Origin of the sequence: Pleomorphomonas sp. PLEO (assembly GCF_041320595.1) — a bacterium.
Classification (GTDB): Bacteria; Pseudomonadota; Alphaproteobacteria; order Rhizobiales; family Pleomorphomonadaceae; genus Pleomorphomonas.
This window is the reverse complement of sequence record NZ_CP166625.1, coordinates 2873375-2893452: the sequence shown is the minus strand read 5'-3', so window position 1 is coordinate 2893452 and position 20078 is coordinate 2873375. Positions and strand designations below refer to the sequence as shown.

Annotated in this window: 17 protein-coding genes; 4 read left to right on the top strand and 13 right to left on the bottom strand. The window is 61.6% G+C overall.

Features of this window, described 5'->3' with window-relative positions:
- Window positions 1–71 precede the first annotated feature (71 nt).
- Together sufB and AB6N07_RS13420 are read right to left on the bottom strand one after the other, a co-directional pair.
- A complete protein-coding gene (sufB, locus tag AB6N07_RS13425) occupies window positions 72–1547 on the bottom strand; it encodes a Fe-S cluster assembly protein SufB (RefSeq protein WP_370673596.1) in 1476 nt (491 codons plus the stop codon).
- An 82-nt stretch (window positions 1548–1629) separates the two neighbouring features.
- Entirely contained in the window at window positions 1630–2805 is a 1176-nt protein-coding gene (locus AB6N07_RS13420) for a cysteine desulfurase family protein (protein WP_370673595.1), read from the bottom strand.
- 300 nt (window positions 2806–3105) lie between these two features.
- Between AB6N07_RS13420 and AB6N07_RS13415 the strand changes: the two genes are divergently transcribed.
- Window positions 3106–3762, top strand: a complete 657-nt coding sequence (locus AB6N07_RS13415) for an alpha/beta hydrolase (RefSeq protein ID WP_370673594.1) — start codon at window positions 3106–3108, stop codon at window positions 3760–3762.
- Between the two features lie 94 nt (window positions 3763–3856).
- On the opposite strand, the gene AB6N07_RS13410 is transcribed toward AB6N07_RS13415, so the two are convergent.
- The 4 genes from AB6N07_RS13410 to crcB all read right to left on the bottom strand — a co-directional run bounded on the left by AB6N07_RS13410 (window position 3857) and on the right by crcB (window position 7740).
- Entirely contained in the window at window positions 3857–4303 is a 447-nt protein-coding gene (locus AB6N07_RS13410) for a hypothetical protein (RefSeq protein ID WP_370673593.1), read from the bottom strand.
- Between the two features lie 447 nt (window positions 4304–4750).
- Window positions 4751–6190, bottom strand: a complete 1440-nt coding sequence (locus AB6N07_RS13405; RefSeq protein WP_370673592.1) for a diguanylate cyclase domain-containing protein — start codon at window positions 6188–6190, stop codon at window positions 4751–4753.
- A gap of 108 nt (window positions 6191–6298) precedes the next feature.
- Window positions 6299–7360 carry an RluA family pseudouridine synthase gene (locus AB6N07_RS13400; protein ID WP_370673591.1) on the bottom strand — a complete coding sequence of 354 codons (1062 nt, stop codon included), beginning with the start codon at window positions 7358–7360 and terminating at the stop codon, window positions 6299–6301.
- Window positions 7357–7740 carry a fluoride efflux transporter CrcB gene (crcB, locus tag AB6N07_RS13395; protein WP_370673590.1) on the bottom strand — a complete coding sequence of 128 codons (384 nt, stop codon included), beginning with the start codon at window positions 7738–7740 and terminating at the stop codon, window positions 7357–7359. Before crcB ends, AB6N07_RS13400 begins: the two co-directional genes overlap by 4 nt.
- A gap of 312 nt (window positions 7741–8052) precedes the next feature.
- Here crcB and AB6N07_RS13390 point away from each other — a divergent pair, with 312 nt between their 5' ends.
- Both AB6N07_RS13390 and AB6N07_RS13385 read left to right on the top strand, forming a co-directional pair.
- Window positions 8053–9999: a potassium transporter Kup gene (locus AB6N07_RS13390; protein WP_370673589.1), complete on the top strand. Its 1947-nt coding sequence runs from the start codon at window positions 8053–8055 to the stop codon at window positions 9997–9999.
- A 240-nt stretch (window positions 10000–10239) separates the two neighbouring features.
- Window positions 10240–10839, top strand: a complete 600-nt coding sequence (locus tag AB6N07_RS13385; protein ID WP_370678235.1) for a L,D-transpeptidase — start codon at window positions 10240–10242, stop codon at window positions 10837–10839.
- A gap of 73 nt (window positions 10840–10912) precedes the next feature.
- Here AB6N07_RS13385 and AB6N07_RS13380 read toward each other — a convergent pair whose 3' ends face one another.
- From AB6N07_RS13380 to AB6N07_RS13370, 3 genes are all read right to left on the bottom strand, one after another.
- Entirely contained in the window at window positions 10913–11263 is a 351-nt protein-coding gene (locus AB6N07_RS13380) for a gamma-butyrobetaine hydroxylase-like domain-containing protein (RefSeq protein WP_370673588.1), read from the bottom strand.
- An 86-nt stretch (window positions 11264–11349) separates the two neighbouring features.
- Window positions 11350–13398, bottom strand: coding sequence for a putative bifunctional diguanylate cyclase/phosphodiesterase (locus AB6N07_RS13375; protein ID WP_370673587.1), 2049 nt, complete (start codon window positions 13396–13398; stop codon window positions 11350–11352).
- Between the two features lie 176 nt (window positions 13399–13574).
- A complete protein-coding gene (locus AB6N07_RS13370; protein WP_370673586.1) occupies window positions 13575–13904 on the bottom strand; it encodes a hypothetical protein in 330 nt (109 codons plus the stop codon).
- A gap of 186 nt (window positions 13905–14090) precedes the next feature.
- On the opposite strand from AB6N07_RS13370, the gene AB6N07_RS13365 reads away from it, so the two are divergent.
- Window positions 14091–14843, top strand: coding sequence for a hypothetical protein (locus tag AB6N07_RS13365; RefSeq protein ID WP_370673585.1), 753 nt, complete (start codon window positions 14091–14093; stop codon window positions 14841–14843).
- Window positions 14844–14957: 114 nt separating this feature from the next.
- Here AB6N07_RS13365 and AB6N07_RS13360 read toward each other — a convergent pair whose 3' ends face one another.
- The 4 genes from AB6N07_RS13360 to AB6N07_RS13345 all read right to left on the bottom strand — a co-directional run bounded on the left by AB6N07_RS13360 (window position 14958) and on the right by AB6N07_RS13345 (window position 20066).
- On the bottom strand, window positions 14958–15170 hold the full coding sequence (locus tag AB6N07_RS13360; protein ID WP_370673584.1) for a DUF3126 family protein: 213 nt from the start codon (window positions 15168–15170) through the stop codon (window positions 14958–14960).
- A gap of 149 nt (window positions 15171–15319) precedes the next feature.
- On the bottom strand, window positions 15320–16156 hold the full coding sequence (gene cysE / locus AB6N07_RS13355; protein ID WP_370673583.1) for a serine O-acetyltransferase: 837 nt from the start codon (window positions 16154–16156) through the stop codon (window positions 15320–15322).
- A 925-nt stretch (window positions 16157–17081) separates the two neighbouring features.
- Window positions 17082–18671, bottom strand: coding sequence for an AMP-binding protein (locus tag AB6N07_RS13350; RefSeq protein ID WP_370673582.1), 1590 nt, complete (start codon window positions 18669–18671; stop codon window positions 17082–17084).
- A 222-nt stretch (window positions 18672–18893) separates the two neighbouring features.
- Window positions 18894–20066 (bottom strand): AGE family epimerase/isomerase, encoded by a 1173-nt coding sequence (locus AB6N07_RS13345; RefSeq protein WP_370673581.1) that lies wholly within the window; start codon window positions 20064–20066, stop codon window positions 18894–18896.
- Between the last annotated feature and the right edge of the window lie 12 nt (window positions 20067–20078).

Below are 20078 nucleotides of genomic sequence, written 5' to 3'. Positions count from 1 at the left end.
ACGCGCGTGGCGGAGGCTCATTGTCGTTGGTTTGGAAGCAAGGGCGCGTGTCGCGGCGCGCCCGACAGCCATCAGCCGACGCTGCCTTCAAGGCTGATGCCGATCAGCTTCTGCGTCTCCACCATGAATTCCATCGGCAGCTGTTGCAGCACGTCCTTGACGAAGCCGTTGACGATCAGGGCGATGGCTTCTTCCTGCGGCAGGCCGCGCTGCAAACAGTAGAAAAGCTGATCGTCCGAGATCTTCGACGTGGTGGCTTCGTGCTCGACGATGGCCGAGGCATTCTTGCTCTCGATATAGGGCACGGTGTGAGCACCGCACTTGTTGCCGATGAGCAAGCTGTCGCAATTGGTGAAGTTGCGGGCGCCCGACGCCTTGCGGCCGATGGACACCAGGCCGCGATAGGTATTGCTGGACCGACCGGCGGAAATGCCCTTGGAGATGATCTTCGACGACGTGTTCTTGCCGATGTGGATCATCTTGGTGCCGCTGTCGACCTGCTGGCGGCCGTTGGAGATGGCGATCGAATAGAACTCGCCGCGCGAATTGTCGCCGCGCAGGATGCAGGACGGATATTTCCAGGTGATGGCCGAGCCGGTCTCCACCTGCGTCCAGGAGATCTTGGAGTTCTTGCCGCGGCAGTCGCCGCGCTTAGTCACGAAGTTGAAGACGCCGCCCTTGCCCTCCGAATCGCCCGGATACCAGTTCTGGACGGTGGAGTACTTGATCTCGGCATCGTCGAGGGCGATCAGCTCGACCACGGCGGCATGCAGCTGGTTTTCATCGCGGCTCGGGGCGGTGCAGCCCTCGAGATAGGACACATAGGCGCCCTCGTCGGCGATGATCAGCGTCCGCTCGAACTGGCCGGTGTTCTTCTCGTTGATGCGGAAGTAGGTGGAGAGCTCCATCGGGCAGCGCACGCCCTTCGGCACGTAGACGAACGAACCATCCGAGAACACCGCCGAATTCAGCGTGGCATAGAAGTTGTCGCTGACCGGCACGACCGAGCCGAGATACTTCTTCACCAGCTCCGGATGGGTTTTCACCGCCTCGGAGATCGGGCAGAAGATGACGCCATGCTTGGCCAGCTCGGCCTTGAAGGTGGTGACCACCGAGACGCTGTCGAACACCGCGTCGACGGCAACCATCCGGTCGCCCCGTTCGACGCCGGCCAGGATTTCCTGTTCCTTCAGCGGAATGCCGAGCTTTTTATACGTCTCGAGCAGCGCCGGGTCGACCTCGTCGAGGCTCTTCGGACCGGCGGTCTTTTTCGGCGCCGAGTAATAATGAAGGTCCTGGAAGTCGATCGGCGGATAGTCGACGCGCGCCCAGGTCGGCTCGTCCATGGTCCGCCAGCGGCGCAAGGCCTCAAGCCGCCATTCGGTCAGCCATTCCGGCTCGTCTTTCTTGGCAGAGATGAAATGGACGGTACTTTCGTCCAATCCCTTCGGCGCCAAATCCGACTCGATGTCGCTGACGAAGCCATACTTATACTTGTCGACGTCGATCGACAGAACGTGATCGACCGTCTCCTTAACTGCTGCCATCTCTCGCTCCTTCCACGCGGTTTCAAGGACCGTGGGAAATGTAAATTCAATGTAGTCGCTTTTTATCGCAGCCGGTAGTCACTCAGGCTGCGGCGGTCCCATGTTGTTTCTTCATAGCGGCAAGGACGTTGCGCGCCCGCAAACCGAAAGCGGCGATCTCCTCGTCCGTAGTCTCAGGGCCGATGGACACGCGCAGCCCACCCTTGACCAGCGACGGGTCAACCCCCATCGCCGTCAGTACCGGGCTCGCCGTTACCTTGCCTGAAGAACAGGCCGAACCGGAAGATACCGCCACACCGGCCAGATCGAAGGCGATCACCGCCGTCTCGGCGGAAACGCCCGGTACGGCGAAGGAAAGCGTATTTGCCAACCGGGATGCCTTTTCACCGAATATTGCTACATCCGGCACCACCTCGCGGATCATCGTCGCGATGCGATCGCGCCGCGACGCAATCTCAGCCATTCCAGAAAGATCGGCCACTGCCACGTCGGCGGCTGCGCCGAACGCACCGATGGTTGCCACATTTTCCGTGCCGGCCCGTGCCCAGGTTTCCTGCCCGCCGCCGGTCATGAGCGGCGAAAAGGCAAACCCGTTGCGGCCGCGCACAACCGCGCCTGTTCCCTGCCCGCCACCGATCTTGTGGGCGGAGAGCGTCAACACGTCGAGCCCCAGCGCTTCGATATCGATCGGCAACTTACCCGCCGCCTGTACCGCGTCGGAGTGAACGACAGCGCCGTGCGCTCGGGCGATCCGCGCCAACTCGGCCACCGGCTCGATAACGCCGGTCTCGTTGTTGGCCATCATCACCGACACGAGCGCCCGCTCGCCCACCGCCGAGAGTTCGGCGAGACGGCGGTCGACGAACGCCAGGTCGACAATGCCATCGCCGTCGACCGGAATGACCTCGAGCCTCTCAGCGGGAAAGCGGCCGCCGCGCGCCACGGCAGGATGTTCGACCGCCGACACCAGCAATCGGTCGAGACGATAGGGCTTGCCAAACAGCGTCCAGTCCGGCGTCAGCACGGTGTTGGCCGCTTCCGTTCCGCCCGAGCAGAAGGTGACGCCCTTCGCCTCAGCACCGCAGAGACGCGCCACCGACCGGCGCGCGCCCTCGACGGCAGCCCGCGCCGCCCGCCCCTCGGCATGCACCGACGAACTGTTACCGGGGCGATCGAGCAACTCGACCAGACGCGCCCGAGCGCCCGCCTTCATCGGCGCTCCAGCGTTCCAGTCGAAATAGAGGCGCGCGTCCGCCATATTCTTCCTCAGTGGCAACAGCCGTCCGGAACGATCAGCCCGTTGCTGCGTTCACTATACCATCCGCTTTTGGCCTGCCAGACCGGCTTGCGACGGTTCAACAATCCTCGGAGGAGCGATTTTTCTTGACGCCGGACCGGCCGGCGGTCCAGTGCAAGCGCACAAACCGAAACAATGCACCGCTCGCATCAGTTTTGAGTCATTCTAAATCTAGGACCAGACCATTCCCGCGTCAATACGACGAGCCCCGCCGGCGACGGTAAAGGCCCAGGTGGAAGAAGGTCGAGATCGAGGACAAACATGCCCGAAGTGATCTTTAACGGCCCTGCCGGGCGCATCGAGGGCCGCTACCAGCCGGCCGCCATCCGGAATGCACCGATCGCCATGATCCTGCATCCGCATCCGGAATTCGGCGGCACGATGAACAATCAGATCGCCTACCGGCTGTTTTATATGTTCAAGGAGCGCGGCTTCGCCGTGCTTCGCTTCAACTTCCGCGGCGTCGGCCGCAGCCAAGGCCAGTTCGACCATGGCTCGGGCGAACTGTCGGATGCCGCTTCGGCCCTCGACTGGGTGCAATCGATCCATCCGGAGGCGCGCTTCTGCTGGGTCGCCGGCTTCGACTTTGGGGCCTGGATCGGCATGCAGTTGCTGATGCGCCGCCCGGAGATCGAGGGCTTCATCTCGATCGCGCCGCCGGCCAACCTCAACGACTTCTCGTTCCTGGCCCCCTGCCCTTCCTCGGGTCTGATCATCCACGGTGACATCGATAAGGTGGTGCCGCAAAAGGATGTGCAGACTTTGGTGGACAAGCTGAAGTCCCAGAAGGGCATCGTCATCGATCAAAGGATCATCGAAGGCGCCAACCACTTCTTCGACCAGAAGATCGACGAGCTGATCGACCACTGCGGCCGCTATCTCGACATGCGCCTTGCCGCCCAGCCGAACGAGGGCTGATCCGGCCATCATAGCATACCAACACTATTGGCCCCGAACCGTCTCCGGTTCGGGGCCTTTTGTTATCGGTCCATATCCGAGAAATCTATGCCGGTCAGAAGCGAGCGATCAGTTCGACCGGATCACGCACCCAATCGTCATGGTCGGATGAGCGTTCGGACGCGCGCTTTTCCGCCTCGACGGCCGTATTGAAATGCGGCTGATATTCCTCGACCAAATCCTCGACAAGATGCTTTCGGTCGAGAGCAAAGGGCGACACTTTCCAGAACACACCGGCGGTGAGCCGCTTCAGCACTGGATTGGCAGCCAAAACGGCCGAAACCGCCACGATTATCGAGTCACTGTCACCGACGTAGATCGGATGGGCACGCCCGGACAGCTCGGTGGTCAAGACGAAAACGCCAGGACGATCGGGTGCGTCGGCACCGGTCTCAAAGGCATGTCCGGCGTAGCGCGCCGGCGTCTGGCCAATGGCCGGCAAAGCCTTTCCGCTGACGGCAGCAGCCGCTGCTGCGACGAATGATACTTCGGTGACGTTCATGACACATCCTCCCAAAAGACGTTCGACGCGACAATGATTTAGAAAGATACCATTTACTCGAAGATCTTCAAGGAAGATCACGCTTAATTTCGATGCTCATTTAGTACGAAATTTTAAATCATACTTTAATGATAAGCATTTTCACGCATCAATTGTCATTGATTGCGATCGCAGAACATGAAGAAGCACGCGGATATTTACCCGCCTTCTTTCGCACCGATTGAATTTGTTAAAACCCATGAGAGCGAAGATTGTTCCCAAGCCGTTGGAAAGATTCGTCGATCGTGGGGTAAACGGCCATGGCCCAGCCGCCCATCTGCTTGAGACCACCGGTTAGGCGCTCACGGGACGCCGCCGGCGCAACGGCCGGAGCACGAACACATCAGACTTTAGGATCAGTCGGGGTGTGAGACGAAGCCGCCAGCGGAAACCGTCTGCCCGCAAGACTTATGCGAGGCAGACCCGATCGCCTCCAGCCGCCTTGGCCTTGCGCAGCGCCCGATCGACCCGCTCCATCGTCACGCTATGGTCCTCACCTTCGCCGACAGCGGTAACACCGATACTGGCCGTCAGCCGGGCGAGAGCGCTGTCGCCGAAGGTTTCGGCACCGATAACCTTGACGAGGCTATCGGCAAAGCGAGTGGCTGCGTCGGAGCTGCCTTTCCTGAGGATGGCAAAGTTGTCGCCGTCGAAGCGCGCGATGACGCCGACGCCACTGGCGACCTCGGATAGAATTCGTCCGACCTTATCTAGAGCGGCGTTACCCGCCGCGCGGCCGAAGCGGTCGTTGAAAGCAGCGAAAGCGTCAAGGTCGACAAGAATGAGGCTAGAGGCCTCCGTCGGAACTCGACGAGCCGATAGCCGAGCATCGAACTCCGCCTCAAATCCCGCCCGATTGGCGAGGCCGGTCAACGGATCGCGAAAGGCCAGTTCGCCGACCCGCTTCTTGTAAACGCCAAATGCCGCGGAAACGAGAACGAGCGATACGGCGATGACAAGGAAGCCAATGGCCAGATTGAACAGAAATCCCAGCCAAAGCGGCCGCATCGCCGCTGCCTCATCCTGCTCGACCATCACACGCCAGCCGAGATCGGGAATAAGCCGATGCGACAGAAGGATGGTCCTGCCGCCCCTCTTGAACGAATATTCGCCCTTCTCCTCCGCGAGGATCCGGTCTGAGACGCCGGCAAGCCCCGCCAATTTTCGGATAGAAGCGCCCACTGGCGTATCGGCGTCGGTCGCCACCACGATATCGCCCTGCGCATTGACGAAATAGATGTTGCGGTTGAACTGGTCACGATAGCGGGAGACGATGTTGCGGACCGTTCGGAAATCGAGGCCGATGCCCGTAAGGCCGATCATCTTGCCGTTGTGGTCGAGGACCCGGTAGTTGATGAAAACCGTCAGCGCGTCGTTCTGCTGCTTGTTGATGTCGACGTTCACCTCGTAAGGGGCAGTTGCGTCGATCGAACGGAAGAACCAGCTGTCGGCGGGATCATCGCGCTTGAGATGCCGTGGCGGCGCCTGGAAATGGTAATAGGCCTGAGTGTCGCGCGACACCAAAAAGGCAGTGAAAGCGTTGTACTGGCCCTGAATCCGCTGGAGATAGCGCGTGATCGCCGCCAGATCGACCTCACCCGAATGCAGCCAGTCCTGCACGAAGGTGTCGTTGGCCATCAGCGAGGAAACCTGGATCGGCCGCACGAGATCGGTTTGGATCTCCGAGTAAATGTTGGAGCCGGTCAGCGGCAGCTCCGTCTCGACAATCGACTGCCGCATGGTATCGACGGCAATATAATAGCTGACCATGTTGGTGATCAAAAAGCCGAGGGCGAGAATGGCCCCGATCAGCGGGATCATGCGCATCCGGTCCAGCTTGGCGGTCATTCTCCCTCTTGTCCTCCCGACAGCGCAAACAGCCTCCGCCGCCCTGCCCCCAGCGGCGTTCGAATTGTCTCATCCCTTTTCCATTGCAGACAAAAGGGGCATCCGTCGTCAATCTTCAGGGAAAGACGGGTTCTCCTCTTCCTTGTCGGCCACTTCGAAGCCCAGAAGATTCCAGGACTGCAACATGTGTGGCGGCAAGGGCGCCGTGACGTCGATCACCGTGCCGTCGCCGGCCGGATGCGGGATGGTGAGGCGGCGGGCCAGAAGGTGCAGCCGGTTCTGCATGCCACCCGGCAACTGCCAGTTCTCGATGTCGAAATAGCGGGGATCGCCGAGGATCGGATGCCCCATGGCCTGGCAATGGACGCGCAATTGATGGGTGCGGCCGGTGGTCGGCTTCATGGTCAGCCACGACAGACGGCCGGCGGAATGCTCGACGATCGAATAAAAGGTGACGGCATGTTGGGCCCCCGCCTCGCCATGCTTGGCCACCGTCATCATGTCGCCATCCGGCCCCGTGACGCGTTTCAGATAGCTCGAAATCTTGCCCTGAGCCGGCTTTGGCTGACCGTACACCAGCGCCCAATAGATCTTGCGCGCCGAACGGGTCTGGAAGGTGCGGGCCAGCGTCGCCGCCGCGAGGCGCGACCGGGCAACCAGCAGACAGCCCGACGTTTCGCGGTCGAGCCGGTGGACGAGGCGCGGCTTGACGCCCTTGCGATCGCGCAGCGCCTCGAGCATGCCGTCGATATGGCGCGTCATGCCCGATCCGCCCTGCACCGCGAGGCCGGCCGGCTTGTTGAAGACGAAGACGTCTTCATCCTCGTAGAGGAGCAGCGAGCGCAGATAATCGGCTTCGTTGGCCGAGGCCACCTGCTTCGGCCGCGCCATCGGCGCGCCTTCGCCATCGTAGAAGGAGGGGCCGCTCGGCGCTGCATCGCCATACTGCACAGGTGGTACCCGCACCGTCTGCCCCACACCGAGGCGCTGCTCGGTCTTGCAACGACCGCCGTCGACACGCACCTGCCCGGAGCGGATCAGCTTTTGAAGATGGCCGAAGCCGAGGCCCGGAAAATGTTCCTTGAACCAGCGGTCGAGGCGCATGCCGGCCTCGTCCTTGGCGACGACGATCATCTCGACGCGCGGTCCGGCTGGCGTTTCCTGGGTCATGCAAAGGCCCTTACGAGTTGGAGACCGGCCACCAGCGCGGCCAGAGACAGCACGATCGATCCGCCGACATAGACCGCGGCGGTGGTCACCAGACCGCGTTCGAACAGCACGATGGTGTCGAGCGAGAAGGACGACAACGTGGTGAAGCCGCCGAGGATGCCCACCGCCACGAACAGACGGAGAGACTCCGAACCGTTGAATTTCAAGGCCAGAAGCTCGATGAACAGCCCCATGATGAAGGAACCCGCGACATTGACGATCATGGTTCCAAATGGGAAATCCGCTCCGAGGAGCCGGCCGGCGCCGACACCCACCAGATAACGGCAGACCGAGCCGAAGGCGCCGCCAATGGCGACGAGGAGCAGTGAAACAAGCGACATGGCGACACTCGACCGTAGGGACGCCGGGCTGATGCCGAAAGTACGGCCGGCGGCGGTTTCGCGCTTTCTAGAGCATAGCCCGATAAATTGGAACCTCATTCGCCGCGCCGCGTTCCGCTGCAAAGGCTATAAGGTCGAAGTTCCATCCTGAGGGGATCAGCGGATAAACCACATGGCAAGCCCTGAAAACCTGCCCAATTCGCTGGCAATACCGCCCGGCGGCCGTGCTTGCGGATTTGCGTATATTCCGCTATTCCCACGCCGCCAGATCGAGCCGACGTCACCGACGTCCGATCCCCGCGACGGTTCTACATGAACGACGCCAAAGCAACAGATCGCCAGACGACCGCCTCGGGCGCCCCCTCTCCTACCGCAGATGTATCCGGCCAGGGCGAGCAGAACCACACCGGCGGGTCTCTGTTGGGCCTTGCCGTCGGCTCAGTTGGCGTCGTCTACGGCGACATCGGCACCAGCCCTCTTTACGCGTTTCGCGAGGCCCTGCATCACACGGCCGCCAACGGTGTCACCCGCGCCGAGGTGACCGGCGTAGTGTCACTGCTCATCTGGGCGCTGACTCTGGTGGTGACTCTGAAATATGTCCTGTTCGTGATGTATGCGGACAATAAGGGCGAAGGCGGCACATTGTCGCTGGTAGCGCTGGTGCGTGGCGCGCTCGGCAAGCGCGGCGGGTTCGCGCTGGTCATCGGTATTTTAGGCGCCTCGATGTTTTTCGGCGACGCCGTCATCACGCCTGCTATTTCCGTTCTGTCGGCGGTAGAAGGCTTGAAAGTGGTGGCCCCGGGATTCTCGAACTACGTTGTGCCGCTGACCATCGTCATCCTCATCCTGCTGTTTGCCATACAAAGCTTGGGCACCGGGCGGGTCGCGGCCTGGTTTGGCCCGATAACCGCCGTCTGGTTCATCTGTCTCGGCGTCTTGGGCCTGATGCACGTCAGCGACGATCCGGCGATCCTTTATGCGCTGCTGCCGACTTCGGCGATCAGCTTCGTCATCGACCACGGTTTCCTGGCCCTAGTCGTCATCGGTTCGGTGTTCCTGGCGGTGACCGGCGCCGAAGCGCTCTACGCCGACATGGGCCATTTCGGTCGTCGACCGATCCAACTCGCCTGGCTGGTTCTGGTCTTCCCGGCGCTGACTCTCAACTATCTCGGCCAGGGCGCGCTGGTACTCTCTCATCCCGGAGCGGTGGAAAATCCATTCTTCCTGATGGTGCCGCAACCGGTGCTCATCCCGTTCATCCTGCTGGCGACCATTGCCACCATCATCGCCAGTCAGGCGGTGATCACCGGCGCCTTCTCGCTCACCCAGCAGGCGGTACAGCTCGGCCTCATCCCACGCATCGAGAGCCGTCATACGTCCGAGACCCAGGCCGGCCAGATCTACCTGCCGCGCATCAACTGGATGCTGCTGATTGGCATCCTGGCGCTGGTCGTCTTCTTCCGTTCGTCGAGCGCGCTGGCCTCCGCTTACGGCATCTCCGTCACCGGCGAGATGGTGATGTCGTCGATGCTGGCCTTCATTGTCGTCTGGAAAGTCTGGAAGTGGCCGATCTGGGTGGCGGTCGCCATCGTCGCCCCCTTCCTGTCCATGGAACTCATCTTCCTGTCGGCCAACCTCCTGAAGGTGTTCGACGGCGGTTATCTGCCGCTGACGCTGGCCGCCTGCGTTGCCACCTGCATGTGGACCTGGGTGCGCGGCAGCGAACTCGTCTACGAGAAGGCCCACCGGGAGAACATCCAGCTCACCGATCTGGTCAAGATGCTCGCCAAGTCGCATCCGGTGCGGGTCGGTGGCACAGCCGTGTTCCTGACGTCCGATCCCGAGATCGCCCCCAGCGCGCTCCTGCACAATCTCAAGCACAACAACGTCCTGCACGCCAAGAACATCATCATGACCGTGCATGTGGTAACGTCGCCGCGCTATCCGGACGATCAGCGCGTGAAGATCGAGCCGCTTTCGGAGGACTTCATTCTCGTCGAGCTGACGTTCGGCTACATGGAATCCCCGAATGTGCCGCGTGCGCTGGCGCAGTGCCGCAAGCAGGGCATCAAGTTCGACATCATGGCGACGTCCTTCTTCCTCAACCGTCGCTCCTTCAAGCCGAGCCCGCAGTCGCCAATGCCGGTGTGGCAAAACCGCCTGTTCATCTCGCTGACGCGAACGGCGGCCAATGCCACCGATTTCTACCGCTTGCCCTCCAATCGCGTGGTCGAACTGGGCCAGCAGCTCACGGTGTGACGGCCGTTACCGCAAGATGTAGCGTATTGACTCGAAAACCGGAACGCGACCGTTGCATTGTGGCAACAAAGCGGCAGGAAGGCGGAACCGGCGCACGTGTTCAGCTTATAAGCGCTTGAAGGTGGGCGATGCACTCTGCATCGTTGTTCGTCAGTTTGGAGTTCGATACGGGCTTCCGATTCGGACTTCGTGTGTGTTGCGCCCTCCTCAAACCTATCGGATTCCGGTTCTTTCACGATGATGAGAAAGATGCTTCTCCTTGCGGCGGTTGCCACGATGGCCGCGTCGCTCCATACGGGCGTCGCCCGTGCCGAAGAGGAAACCGTCCGCTTCTGGGATCCTGCTTCCAGCAGCTTCCAGACGATTGTGCGCCGGCCTTCGACGCGTTCGATGGAAAGCCCGATCAAGAAGGAAATGATCGACTACGCCGGTCCCTTTGGCGGTGGCACGATCATCGTCAACACGACCGAGCGCCGCCTCTACTACGTGTTCGGCGACGGCAAGGCGATGAAGTATGGCATCGGCGTAGGCCGCCCCGGCTTCACGTGGCAAGGTATCCATCACATCACCCGCAAGGCCGAGTGGCCCGGCTGGACGCCACCGTCGGCGATGCGCAAGCGCCAGCCTAAGCTGCCCTACTTCATGCCCGGTGGTCCGGACAATCCGCTCGGCGCCCGCGCCATGTACATCGGTTCGACCATCTACCGCATCCACGGCACGGCTGAGCCCTGGACCATTGGTCAGGCTGTATCATCGGGCTGCATCCGGATGACCAACGACGACGTCGCCGACCTCTACGAACGCGTCGGCGTCGGTACCAAGGTCGTCGTCGTCCGCTGATCCTCTGCCATCACGAGAAGTAGAGCGCCGTCGCGGCTTGCCACGACGGCGTTTTCATATCCTGCCACAGGGTTCAGCGCGAAAGACCCTTGGCATCGAGTTCGGCGAGGTAAGCGGAGAACAGCGCCTCCTTGTCGCGACCAGTCTCGTAGAGGATGGTCCATGTATAAAGGCCACTGTCGTGGCCATCGTCGAACACCAGGCGGACAGCGTAGGAACCGACCGGCTCCACCGCGGTGATCGTGACGGCCTTCTTGCCGGGCACTGTGATGCGCTGGCTGGGGGCATGGCCCTGAACCTCAGCCGACGGGGAGTTGACCCTGAGAAGCTCGGCGGGAATGGAAAAGGATTTGCCATCCTCAAACGACACGGCCAACGAACGCTTGTCGGAGGAAAGACGAATTTCGGTGGGCCAGACGGCCATGGCGCGCTCCGCTCTGAAGGGGGCTGATGATCGGTGCATACATAGCGCTCGCGCCCTTCACCACCAAGCCCCAACCAAGGCAGGCCCTACGGCACGTCGTGATCGCGGCTTCGAACAATATCGCCGCCAATGACGCTCGCCAGACGATCACCGACCCGGCGGAGATGCCTTACCGCTGCGACGGCATCCGGGTAGTTGGCATCGCGCCAGACCTGGAATTCCTCGTCGGGCATAGGCTTGGCGAAATGATAGCCCTGCACCAGACAGCAACCCAGGCGCTGTACCAACTCGAGCTGCTCGGCCGTCTCGACCCCCTCGGCAACCACCTCGCAGTTGATCGCCTTGCCGATGCCAATGATGGCTGACACCAGCGACGACATCTGGCAGCTACCCGACAGCGAGGCGATGAAGGTCTGGTCGATCTTCAGCCGGTCTGGTTTCAGCTGTGACAGATACGCGATGTTGGAATAGCCGGTTCCGAAGTCGTCGAGGGCGATATGCACGCCGAGCGCCTCGAGCCCCTTGAGATTGCGCGTGACCTCGGTGTTGTTGCCGAGAATGACACCTTCGGTAATTTCAAGTTCCAGCCGATCGGGACTGAGATTGTAACGGCGAAGAAGGTCTCGCACCTGGCCAACGAATTCGCGCCTCTGGAAATGCATGGCCGACACGTTGACCGCGGCAATCGGCGGATATTGCCAGATGGTCGACCATTTCGCCGCGGTGCGGACCGCCTCCTCAATGACGAAATTGTCGATTTCGATGATCAGGTCAGATGTCTCGGCAGCCGGAATGAACTCGCTCGGAGGCACGAGCCGGCCCGTTTCACGGTCCGTCCAGCGGATCAAGGCCTCCGCCGAGGGAACATAACCGTGCTCCACATCGACCTGCGGCTGCCAATAGAGGCTGAGCTCCCCATCGCGGAGCGCCGCCCTCAGACGCTCGCGCAGAGCAATAACCTTATGGCGCTCGTTGAGAATGTCGGTGTCGTAGAACTGCAAACGCGACTTGCCGCGTGACTTCGCCTTATAGAGCGCGAGATCGGCGAGCTGCAGAACTTCATGGAAATCCCGACTGTCTGACGGCCAGACGGCGGCGCCGCCGGAGCAGCGAACGTCGATGTCGGTATCGCCGAAGCGCACGATCGATTGCAGGCGGGCAAACGACGCGCGTAGCAGCGTCACCGCGCCAGCCTCGACGAACCCCTCGGTGGAAACGACCACCACGAACTCATCACCGCCCCAGCGCACCACCAAGGCATCCTGACCGAAGGAGGTAACCAGACTGCCGACAAAAGCCTTGAGGACGTGATCGCCGGCCATATGGCCCAGTTCGTCGTTGACCTCTTTGAAATTGTCGAGGTCGAACACCATCACCGCCTTGGAAGCCTGCGGGTCGAAGTGGATACCCTCGATCCAACGCTCGAAGGCCCGGCGGTTCAGCACGCCAGTGGTGACGTCGTGATCCGCACGATAATTGGCCTGCCAAGTGGCGCGACGGTTGAGGACCAGAAGCGCCAGCATCGACACGATGGCGCCAACCAAGGCGATGGAGAGCTTCAGCATCGCTGAGTAACTCGCCGCCAGCGTTTCGCCTTGCAGGGCGATATAGCGCACCCCTTGCTCCGACATGTTTTCCTGAAGCAGGCGGAACTTTTCCGACAATCGTCTGAGATCGCCATCAAGAGCGTTGAGGATCGCCGTATCCTCGGGGCCAACGTTGGCAAAGGCGGCGCTGAGACCAGAAGCAAGTTCGGCAATGCTATCGATCTGGGAAATCAGCGCAGCGTCGCCGGGCATGATGAACGACGAGCGGGCTCCTTCGATCGTGGAGAGCAGTTGGCGAAGAGACTCGCGAATATCGTGGGCGTCGTCCAGCGTGAAGCCAAGGATCAGGCGATTGCCAAGCTTTCGGCGGGACATCTCCACAAGCTTGGCTTGATCGCCGATATCACGGCCGGCCTGGATGGCCTGACTGGCATTCGAGGCCTCGATGCGCTGGAAGGTTCGATAAGCCTCCAGGGCAGAGTTCTCGGCGAAAACAAGCAGGATGGCGGTGAAAAAGATCGGCAGTAGGTTTGCCGCCTTCCGCAAGATGTCCGCTTTGCGGAAACGCAAGAAGGCGAGAAGATTCATGCTGCCACCTCGCAGTGGCGCGCGCTCTTCTGTTCTGTGTCTCCCCAGCCGAACCGCGACATGTGCCCACGCCTCGCCCACAAGCATGAAGGGTAACTCTAGGGGCGAACCGTTTCAGAAGTCTTTCGCATTTGAACATCCGGCAGCGACAATCGGCACAAAGTCGATTGTCCGGATCAACCGATCGCCTGGGCCACCACGACAAAGAAGGGCAGCAGCATCACACCCGAGCAGAGGCTCCAGGCGCCGGCGATCGCCGTCGAGGCCACCAGCCAACCGACATTGCGATGTTCGATCCGCCGGCCGCGAATGGCATTGCGCATCAGAATGGCCGGACCGGCGAACATAATCAGGAAAGTCTGGGCGATACCGAGCAAAATCGTCTCTGCCTGCATCTCGAAGCGGGCCGGCTTCGAGGTCACCAGTTGATAAAGGGACGACAGAAGGCCTGCCAGGACAAAGCCCAGAGCCACCGAAAAACATGTAACCAGAATCTCGACATTCATCGTCGTTAACCCCGCCTTAACCCTGATCCGAAATGAAACAATAAGGATAAACCTGCCTCAGACGTGGCAAGGCTTGGGCCGCGAGGGTGCGGAGCGGGCTCAGGCGCGAAACAGGCGGGGTTCCGCGGTGTCTTGAGGCGGCCAAGGACGGCGGCCTGGACCCATGTCTCATTTCGGGAGGCGGTCGTGACCCACTACGCGGCATATTCGGACGAAAGTCTGCTTCGTCCGACCCAACGCCCAGCCCGTCGTCGCACCAGCGCGGCAGCATGGTTCCTGCGCGCCGTACTCACCACGTTCCTGCTGGCGGGCGGCGTGATGCTGGTGAATATCCTCATCAACCTCTCAGGCAACTTCGACAGCCGGGATGGCCGCTCGACCGACCCAACGCCGATCGCGCTTTTCATTGGCCAGCAACGGTTGATGATTCCAGCCAACATGTTCCGTTTTGCCGACCAGAGGAACGTCGGTCCGCACGACCGCATCGACCTCGCCGCCCACTTCCCGGAAATGGCCGGCTATACGCGCGCCTTCCGCAAGGACTTCCTCGACCTCGGAGCCGACGCGCCGATCGTCTACCTGACGATCCGCACGCGCGACACGCCCACCGACAGCGTCGGCCGGCTGATCAATGTCTACCAGCACTTTTTCGAAGAAGGGACCATCCCCGCCCCGGCCGGTCTCGTCGGGCACCGCATGTCCGAGGAGTCAGGCCTCAGCGGAGAGGAAGTGTTCTTCGAGGCGGGTTCGACCAACCCGTTCACCACCCATTGCACGGCTCCAGACGACAGCGAGTACCCGGCGTCCTGCATGACCGAGATTCATGCCGGCAGCGATCTCTCGGTTCAGATCCGGTTCCGCAAGGGGCTGCTCGGCAACTGGGACGGCATCAAGAGCGGCGTACGCGTGTTGCTCCTGTCATTCGGCGTGACCGCCTAGCGGCCTTGAATGAACAGCGTCTCGCTTTGAGCTCAAAAAAATAGAGCGCTGCGTGTTCTCGTGAAACACGCAGCGCTCCGGAATGCGGCGCCTTCGCGTCGATGCGAGAGCCAGTCAGCCAGCCAGATCCTCGGCGAGAATCGCCATCTGGAAATTGAACGACTTATCGTCATCCTCATCGTCTTCGTAGACGACGCCGATGAACTCTTCACCAACGTAGACCTCGGCAGAGTCGGTCTTGCGCGGGCGCACTCGCACGCTGATAGCCGGCGATTGCAGCGTCTTGCGCATGAATTTCTCGATGCGGGCGATGTCGTCTTTGGTCAAGTTAGCTTCTCCAGTCTGAATGCCGGCTGCCGCTCACGATAGGAGCGGCGAAACCGGACGGCGACGAGTCGCCGACGTGTTCTGGCACGGACGGGCTGGCAAGGAAACCCTCGAACGGCGGGCCGGTTGCACGACTCCCCCGCTCTTTCTCAGCCTTCCGCTCCGTCCAGCAAGCGTTGGTCCATGGAATGGGATGGATCGCTGCAGCCGGCCTCTCCGATCACGCGTGCCGGCACGCCGGCCACTGTCATGCCGCGCGGCACCGGCTTCAGCACCACCGAACCAGCAGCGACGCGTGAGCAGCACCCCACCTCGATGTTGCCCAGGATCTTCGACCCGGCGCCGATCATCACGCCGTGGCGGATCTTGGGATGGCGGTCGCCGGTCTCCTTACCGGTGCCTCCGAGCGTCACATTCTGCAACAGCGACACATCGTCTTCCACCACGGCGGTCTCGCCGATCACGATACCGGTGGCGTGGTCGAAGAACAGTCCGCGCCCCAAATGTGCGCCAGGATTGATATCGACTTGGAACACCTCCGACGACCGGCTTTGCAGATAGAGCGCCAGATCGCGCCGACCGCGGTTCCAGAGCCAGTGAGCGAGCCGGTGCGCCTCGATGGCGTGATATCCCTTGAAGTACAGCAGCGGCTCGATGAACCGGTCGCAGGCCGGGTCACGATCCTCGAAGGCGACGATGTCCGAGCGGAAGGCGGCGGCGATGTCGGCATCGTCGGCCACCGCCTCGCGAAAGGCCTGAGCGATCATTGCCGAGAGAACGGTGGTGTTGCCGAGCCGATCGGCGACCCGTTGGATGACCGCGTCCTCGAGCCTGACGTGGTCGAGCACAGTGAGATGCATGAAGCCGCCAAGGGCCGGCTCGTTCTCGACGACAGCGGCGGCTTCCCGGCGGACGCGGGCCCACACCGGGTCGATGGCGTCAAGCGGACGGCTCACGGATTGAGGGCTAAGGGACAACGAGGACATCCTTGCGCAAAAGAAACCGGCCGATCGCACCGGACCCGGCCACGCCTCCGTGTGGTACGGCACATGATAGTCGGACAGTCTTCCCGGGAAAAGTCGGAAGGCGACGCTTTTGTTGCGCGGGAGCCAAGCGAAAGGCAATCGGTTTCTTCCCCATCCCCGACGCCGAGAGAATGACCACCTCGCGCCGGAAGCCCCAGGTCAAATATACCGCCTCCCCGCCCGAGCCCGGATGGAGAGACAAGCGTCAACACCTTGCACCCGGAATCCGATTCACAAGGTCAAGCCGGCCTGACTCGATGTTGGGCAAGCCATCCTAGCCAATCGCCTGAAATGACTCTCATTTAGGCTTGATTGACCCCCTCGGTTTTGATTCACTGTCTGAGGCGGCGGCGCAGCGGACTCTTGGAAGTTGCGGACGTCACCGGAAATTCGAGTTCGGCATCACCGGGCACCTTCTCATAGAAAGAAGCCTCGGCCGTGCGTGGGGAGCTTACAAAAGCAAGCATTTCTGAGGTTTTGGGGCTGTTTTGACGCCCCGCTTTCCGCTGCTGAAAAAGCCACCGAAAGCCGCGCAACACATCAGAGGATGACGATATATCCCTTTGTGTTTGCTATTGTTTTCGAATGAACCGCAAGTGCCAAGGCAACTGTGGGGTGGAAATTTGCGCTGAATCTGAGGGCTCACGTTAACCAAGGCGTTCAAGCCTTTGTTAACCATAGACAATCATGCCCTTTTAAACCGATCTCGGAACCACCTAATCCAACTCGGCATGACTACCCCACGTTGTTCGATCGGTCTGATGGCGCGTATGAAGAGTCTCACGGAACCCTTACCGATCGATGAATCGGACGCATTCGACACAACTCACCGGCGGCAAGAGTAGAATCCGGTCAGATACTTCCGGCATTCAGCGATAAGGCGATCTCAGGAACGGGCCATTTGTTCGATGGCCGCGAGGTCCGTTTTGCCCGTGCCGAGCACCGGCAGCGCATAGGTTTTGACGACCTTTCGCGGCACCTGAAGCTCCGGCAGGCCATGCTCGCGCGCATAGGCGCTGAGGGCCTCGACTGTGGCATCGCCCGCGTCGGTCACCAGAACCAGAGCTTCACCCTTGCGCGGATCCGAAACGGCGACGACGGCGTGGGACGCGTGCGGCCAGAGAGCAGCCGCGAAGGCCTCGACGGCGGCGAGCGAGATCATCTCCCCTCCCACCTTGGCAAAGCGCTTGGCACGACCGAGCAGCGTAACGAAGCCATCGTCGTCGATAGAGACGATATCGCCGGTATCGTACCATCCGTCCGGATCATTGCGCACGAGTTCACCCGGCCGGTCGGCAAGGTAATAGCCGGCCATGATGTTGGGCGCCCGCACGTGCAGACGACCACCGACCTCCAGGCCTGGCACTGGATCGAGCCGCGCCTCGATGCCAGGCAGCAGGCGCCCCACGGTGCCGTCGCGAAAGCTGCCAGGGTAATTGACCGACAATACCGGCGCGCACTCGGTCGCCCCATAGCCTTCGTTCAGCACCACGCCGAAGCGGTCCATCCACAACGCTCGCGTCTGCGCCTTGACGCGCTCGGCACCGAGGATCGTTAGGCGCACCTTGTCGAAGTCGCCATCCTCGGCCGCCCGCGCCCAGCCGGCGGCGAAGGTGTCAGTGGACAGCAGCACCGTCGAGCCACTGTCGCGCACCAGGCCGGGGATGATTTTGTAGTGCAAGGGCGACGGATAGAGAAACGACTTGAAACGCCCAAAGAGCGGCAGGAACAAACCAGCGGTCAAGCCGTAGGAATGGAACACTGGCAGCGCGTTGAACATCGTATCGTCAGGGTGGAATTTGTAGAGCGCGATGATCTGCGCCACGTTGGAGAGGAAGTTGGTGGCGGTAAGCCCCACGCCCTTCGGAGCCCCCTCGGTGCCCGACGTGAATAGCACGGCGGAGATATCGCGTGGCGCCCGGCGAAAGGGGCTGTGCAGCACCCGCGCCCACCGCGCATAAGTGACGCCGATGATCTTGTCGAACAGCGAGAGACCGGCTCGCACATCCTCAAGATAGACGATGCGCACCTTGCTCTTGAGGTCGTCGATGACCGGCTCGAGCTTGGCTGTCTTCACGAAGGCGCTGGAAGTGATCACCGTCCGGATGTTGCCGACCTTGATGGCACCGCCCAGGCCATGGCTACCGGCTGTGAAGTTGAGCAGCGCCGGCGTCCGCCCATAGGCAAGTAGCGCAAAGAAGGCGATGGCGACGCCATTGACGTTGGGCAGCAGCAGCCCAACCTGCTCGCCCTTGCGGCTGAAGGACGCGAGACGGCGCCCAAGCACGCAGGCGGCCAGCAGCAGGTTCCGACGCGTGACCGGCTGTCGGTTCTGGTCCTCAATGGCTGGAAGATCGGGATCGGCCTTGGCAATGTCGACCAGCGCGTCGAACAGCGACCGCTCGATAAAAGCCGCGTCGAGCCCAGACTCCGCCAAAGGCTGCCCATAAAGGCGACCGTCCGCCACGCCTCCCATGGCTACCTCTTTATTGCGTCTTCCTCGGTATGCACTTGAACCTACAATCGCTGCCCGCGCAAGCATCGGAGATCAGGCACTTAGGCGATCCACCAGACTCTTCACACTCAAAAGCCCGTTGAATCGGATTCTCAACATGAAGAAGCCGCCCCGGCCGGTAGCACCGACGGGGGCGGCCCACATTGAATCAGATCATCAACAAGCCAAAGAAAGAAAGCTCTATCAATGGCTTGAGATATATTTCCCAACCTCATCGATGGCACAGATGATGTGATAGAAGGTCGAGGCGGGAGCCGGCTCGATTGCGAACGAACCGTCGGGGTTCATGCGATCGCGCCAAAGGCCGGGCGTGTCGACCTCGAAATAGCGCTGCAGTGCCCGCGCCGCCGTCACGACCTTGCCCAAGTGGACGTCGCGGCCGGCCTCGTCGGCGGCTACAGCGGCCAGAGCCACGTTACCCTTCATCCGCTCGGTCTGCGACCACATGCGGGCCGTACCATCGTGGATGGAGAGGTCGTCGAGAATACCCATGATCGCCACCTGCTGCGGCACGTTGATGCCGTGCTCCTCGCCCAATTCACAAAGGCGACGCGCCGCGGTGACGGCGTCGGGGCGCTTGCGCGACGTACCCCAGCGGGTGAGCAGCCAGGCCCATTCGAACTGGTGGCCAGGTTCGCAGATGCGCCCCTCGACGCCCCCCACCACCGACCAGTCGGCATTGAAGAACTCCTTGAGCCAACCCTCCTTGGGATCGAGGAACTTGGTAAGGCAGAGCTCAGCGATCTCATCGGCAAGCCGGCTCCACTCTGCGTCGCCACCCACCTCTTCCCAGGCGAGACAGGCCTCGAACATGTGCATGTGCGGGTTGGCCTTGAGCGGCAGCGTGCGCGGGTTGGACTCCTCGAACCCGGCAATCGGATTCTTATAGTCCGTCATCAGCAGCGTTCTGAGCTTCACCGCCGCCGCCTCGACCGCCGAGCGATCCTTCACCACCGACGCGGCGGCGGCCATGGCGAACAGCGCGAAGGCCTGGTCGTAGAGGCAGAAGGTATCGTCCTTGGGCGAGCCATCGGCATTGGTTACCATGCGAACCGCGCCATTCGGCAGCACGCATTTCTCAAGGAAGTAGTCGAGCCCCTCCTCCACCGTGCGCTCCCAGGGGCCAGTCCAGCCGAGCCGGCCGGCCAGCGCGAAGGTGAAGATCTGGCGCGCCGTGACGCGGACCCGGCGCGGCGCCGGCGTAATCTCGCATCTGAGGCCCAGGACCTCGTGAAAGCCCCCGTTGACGTGGTCGACGCCGAACGCCCACCAGATCGGCAGAGCCTCGGTCATCAGCCATGACTTGAGTTCCTCGGTAACGGCGGCAAGCTCTCGTTGAGCTTCGGAATGACTCACTGCAAATCTCCT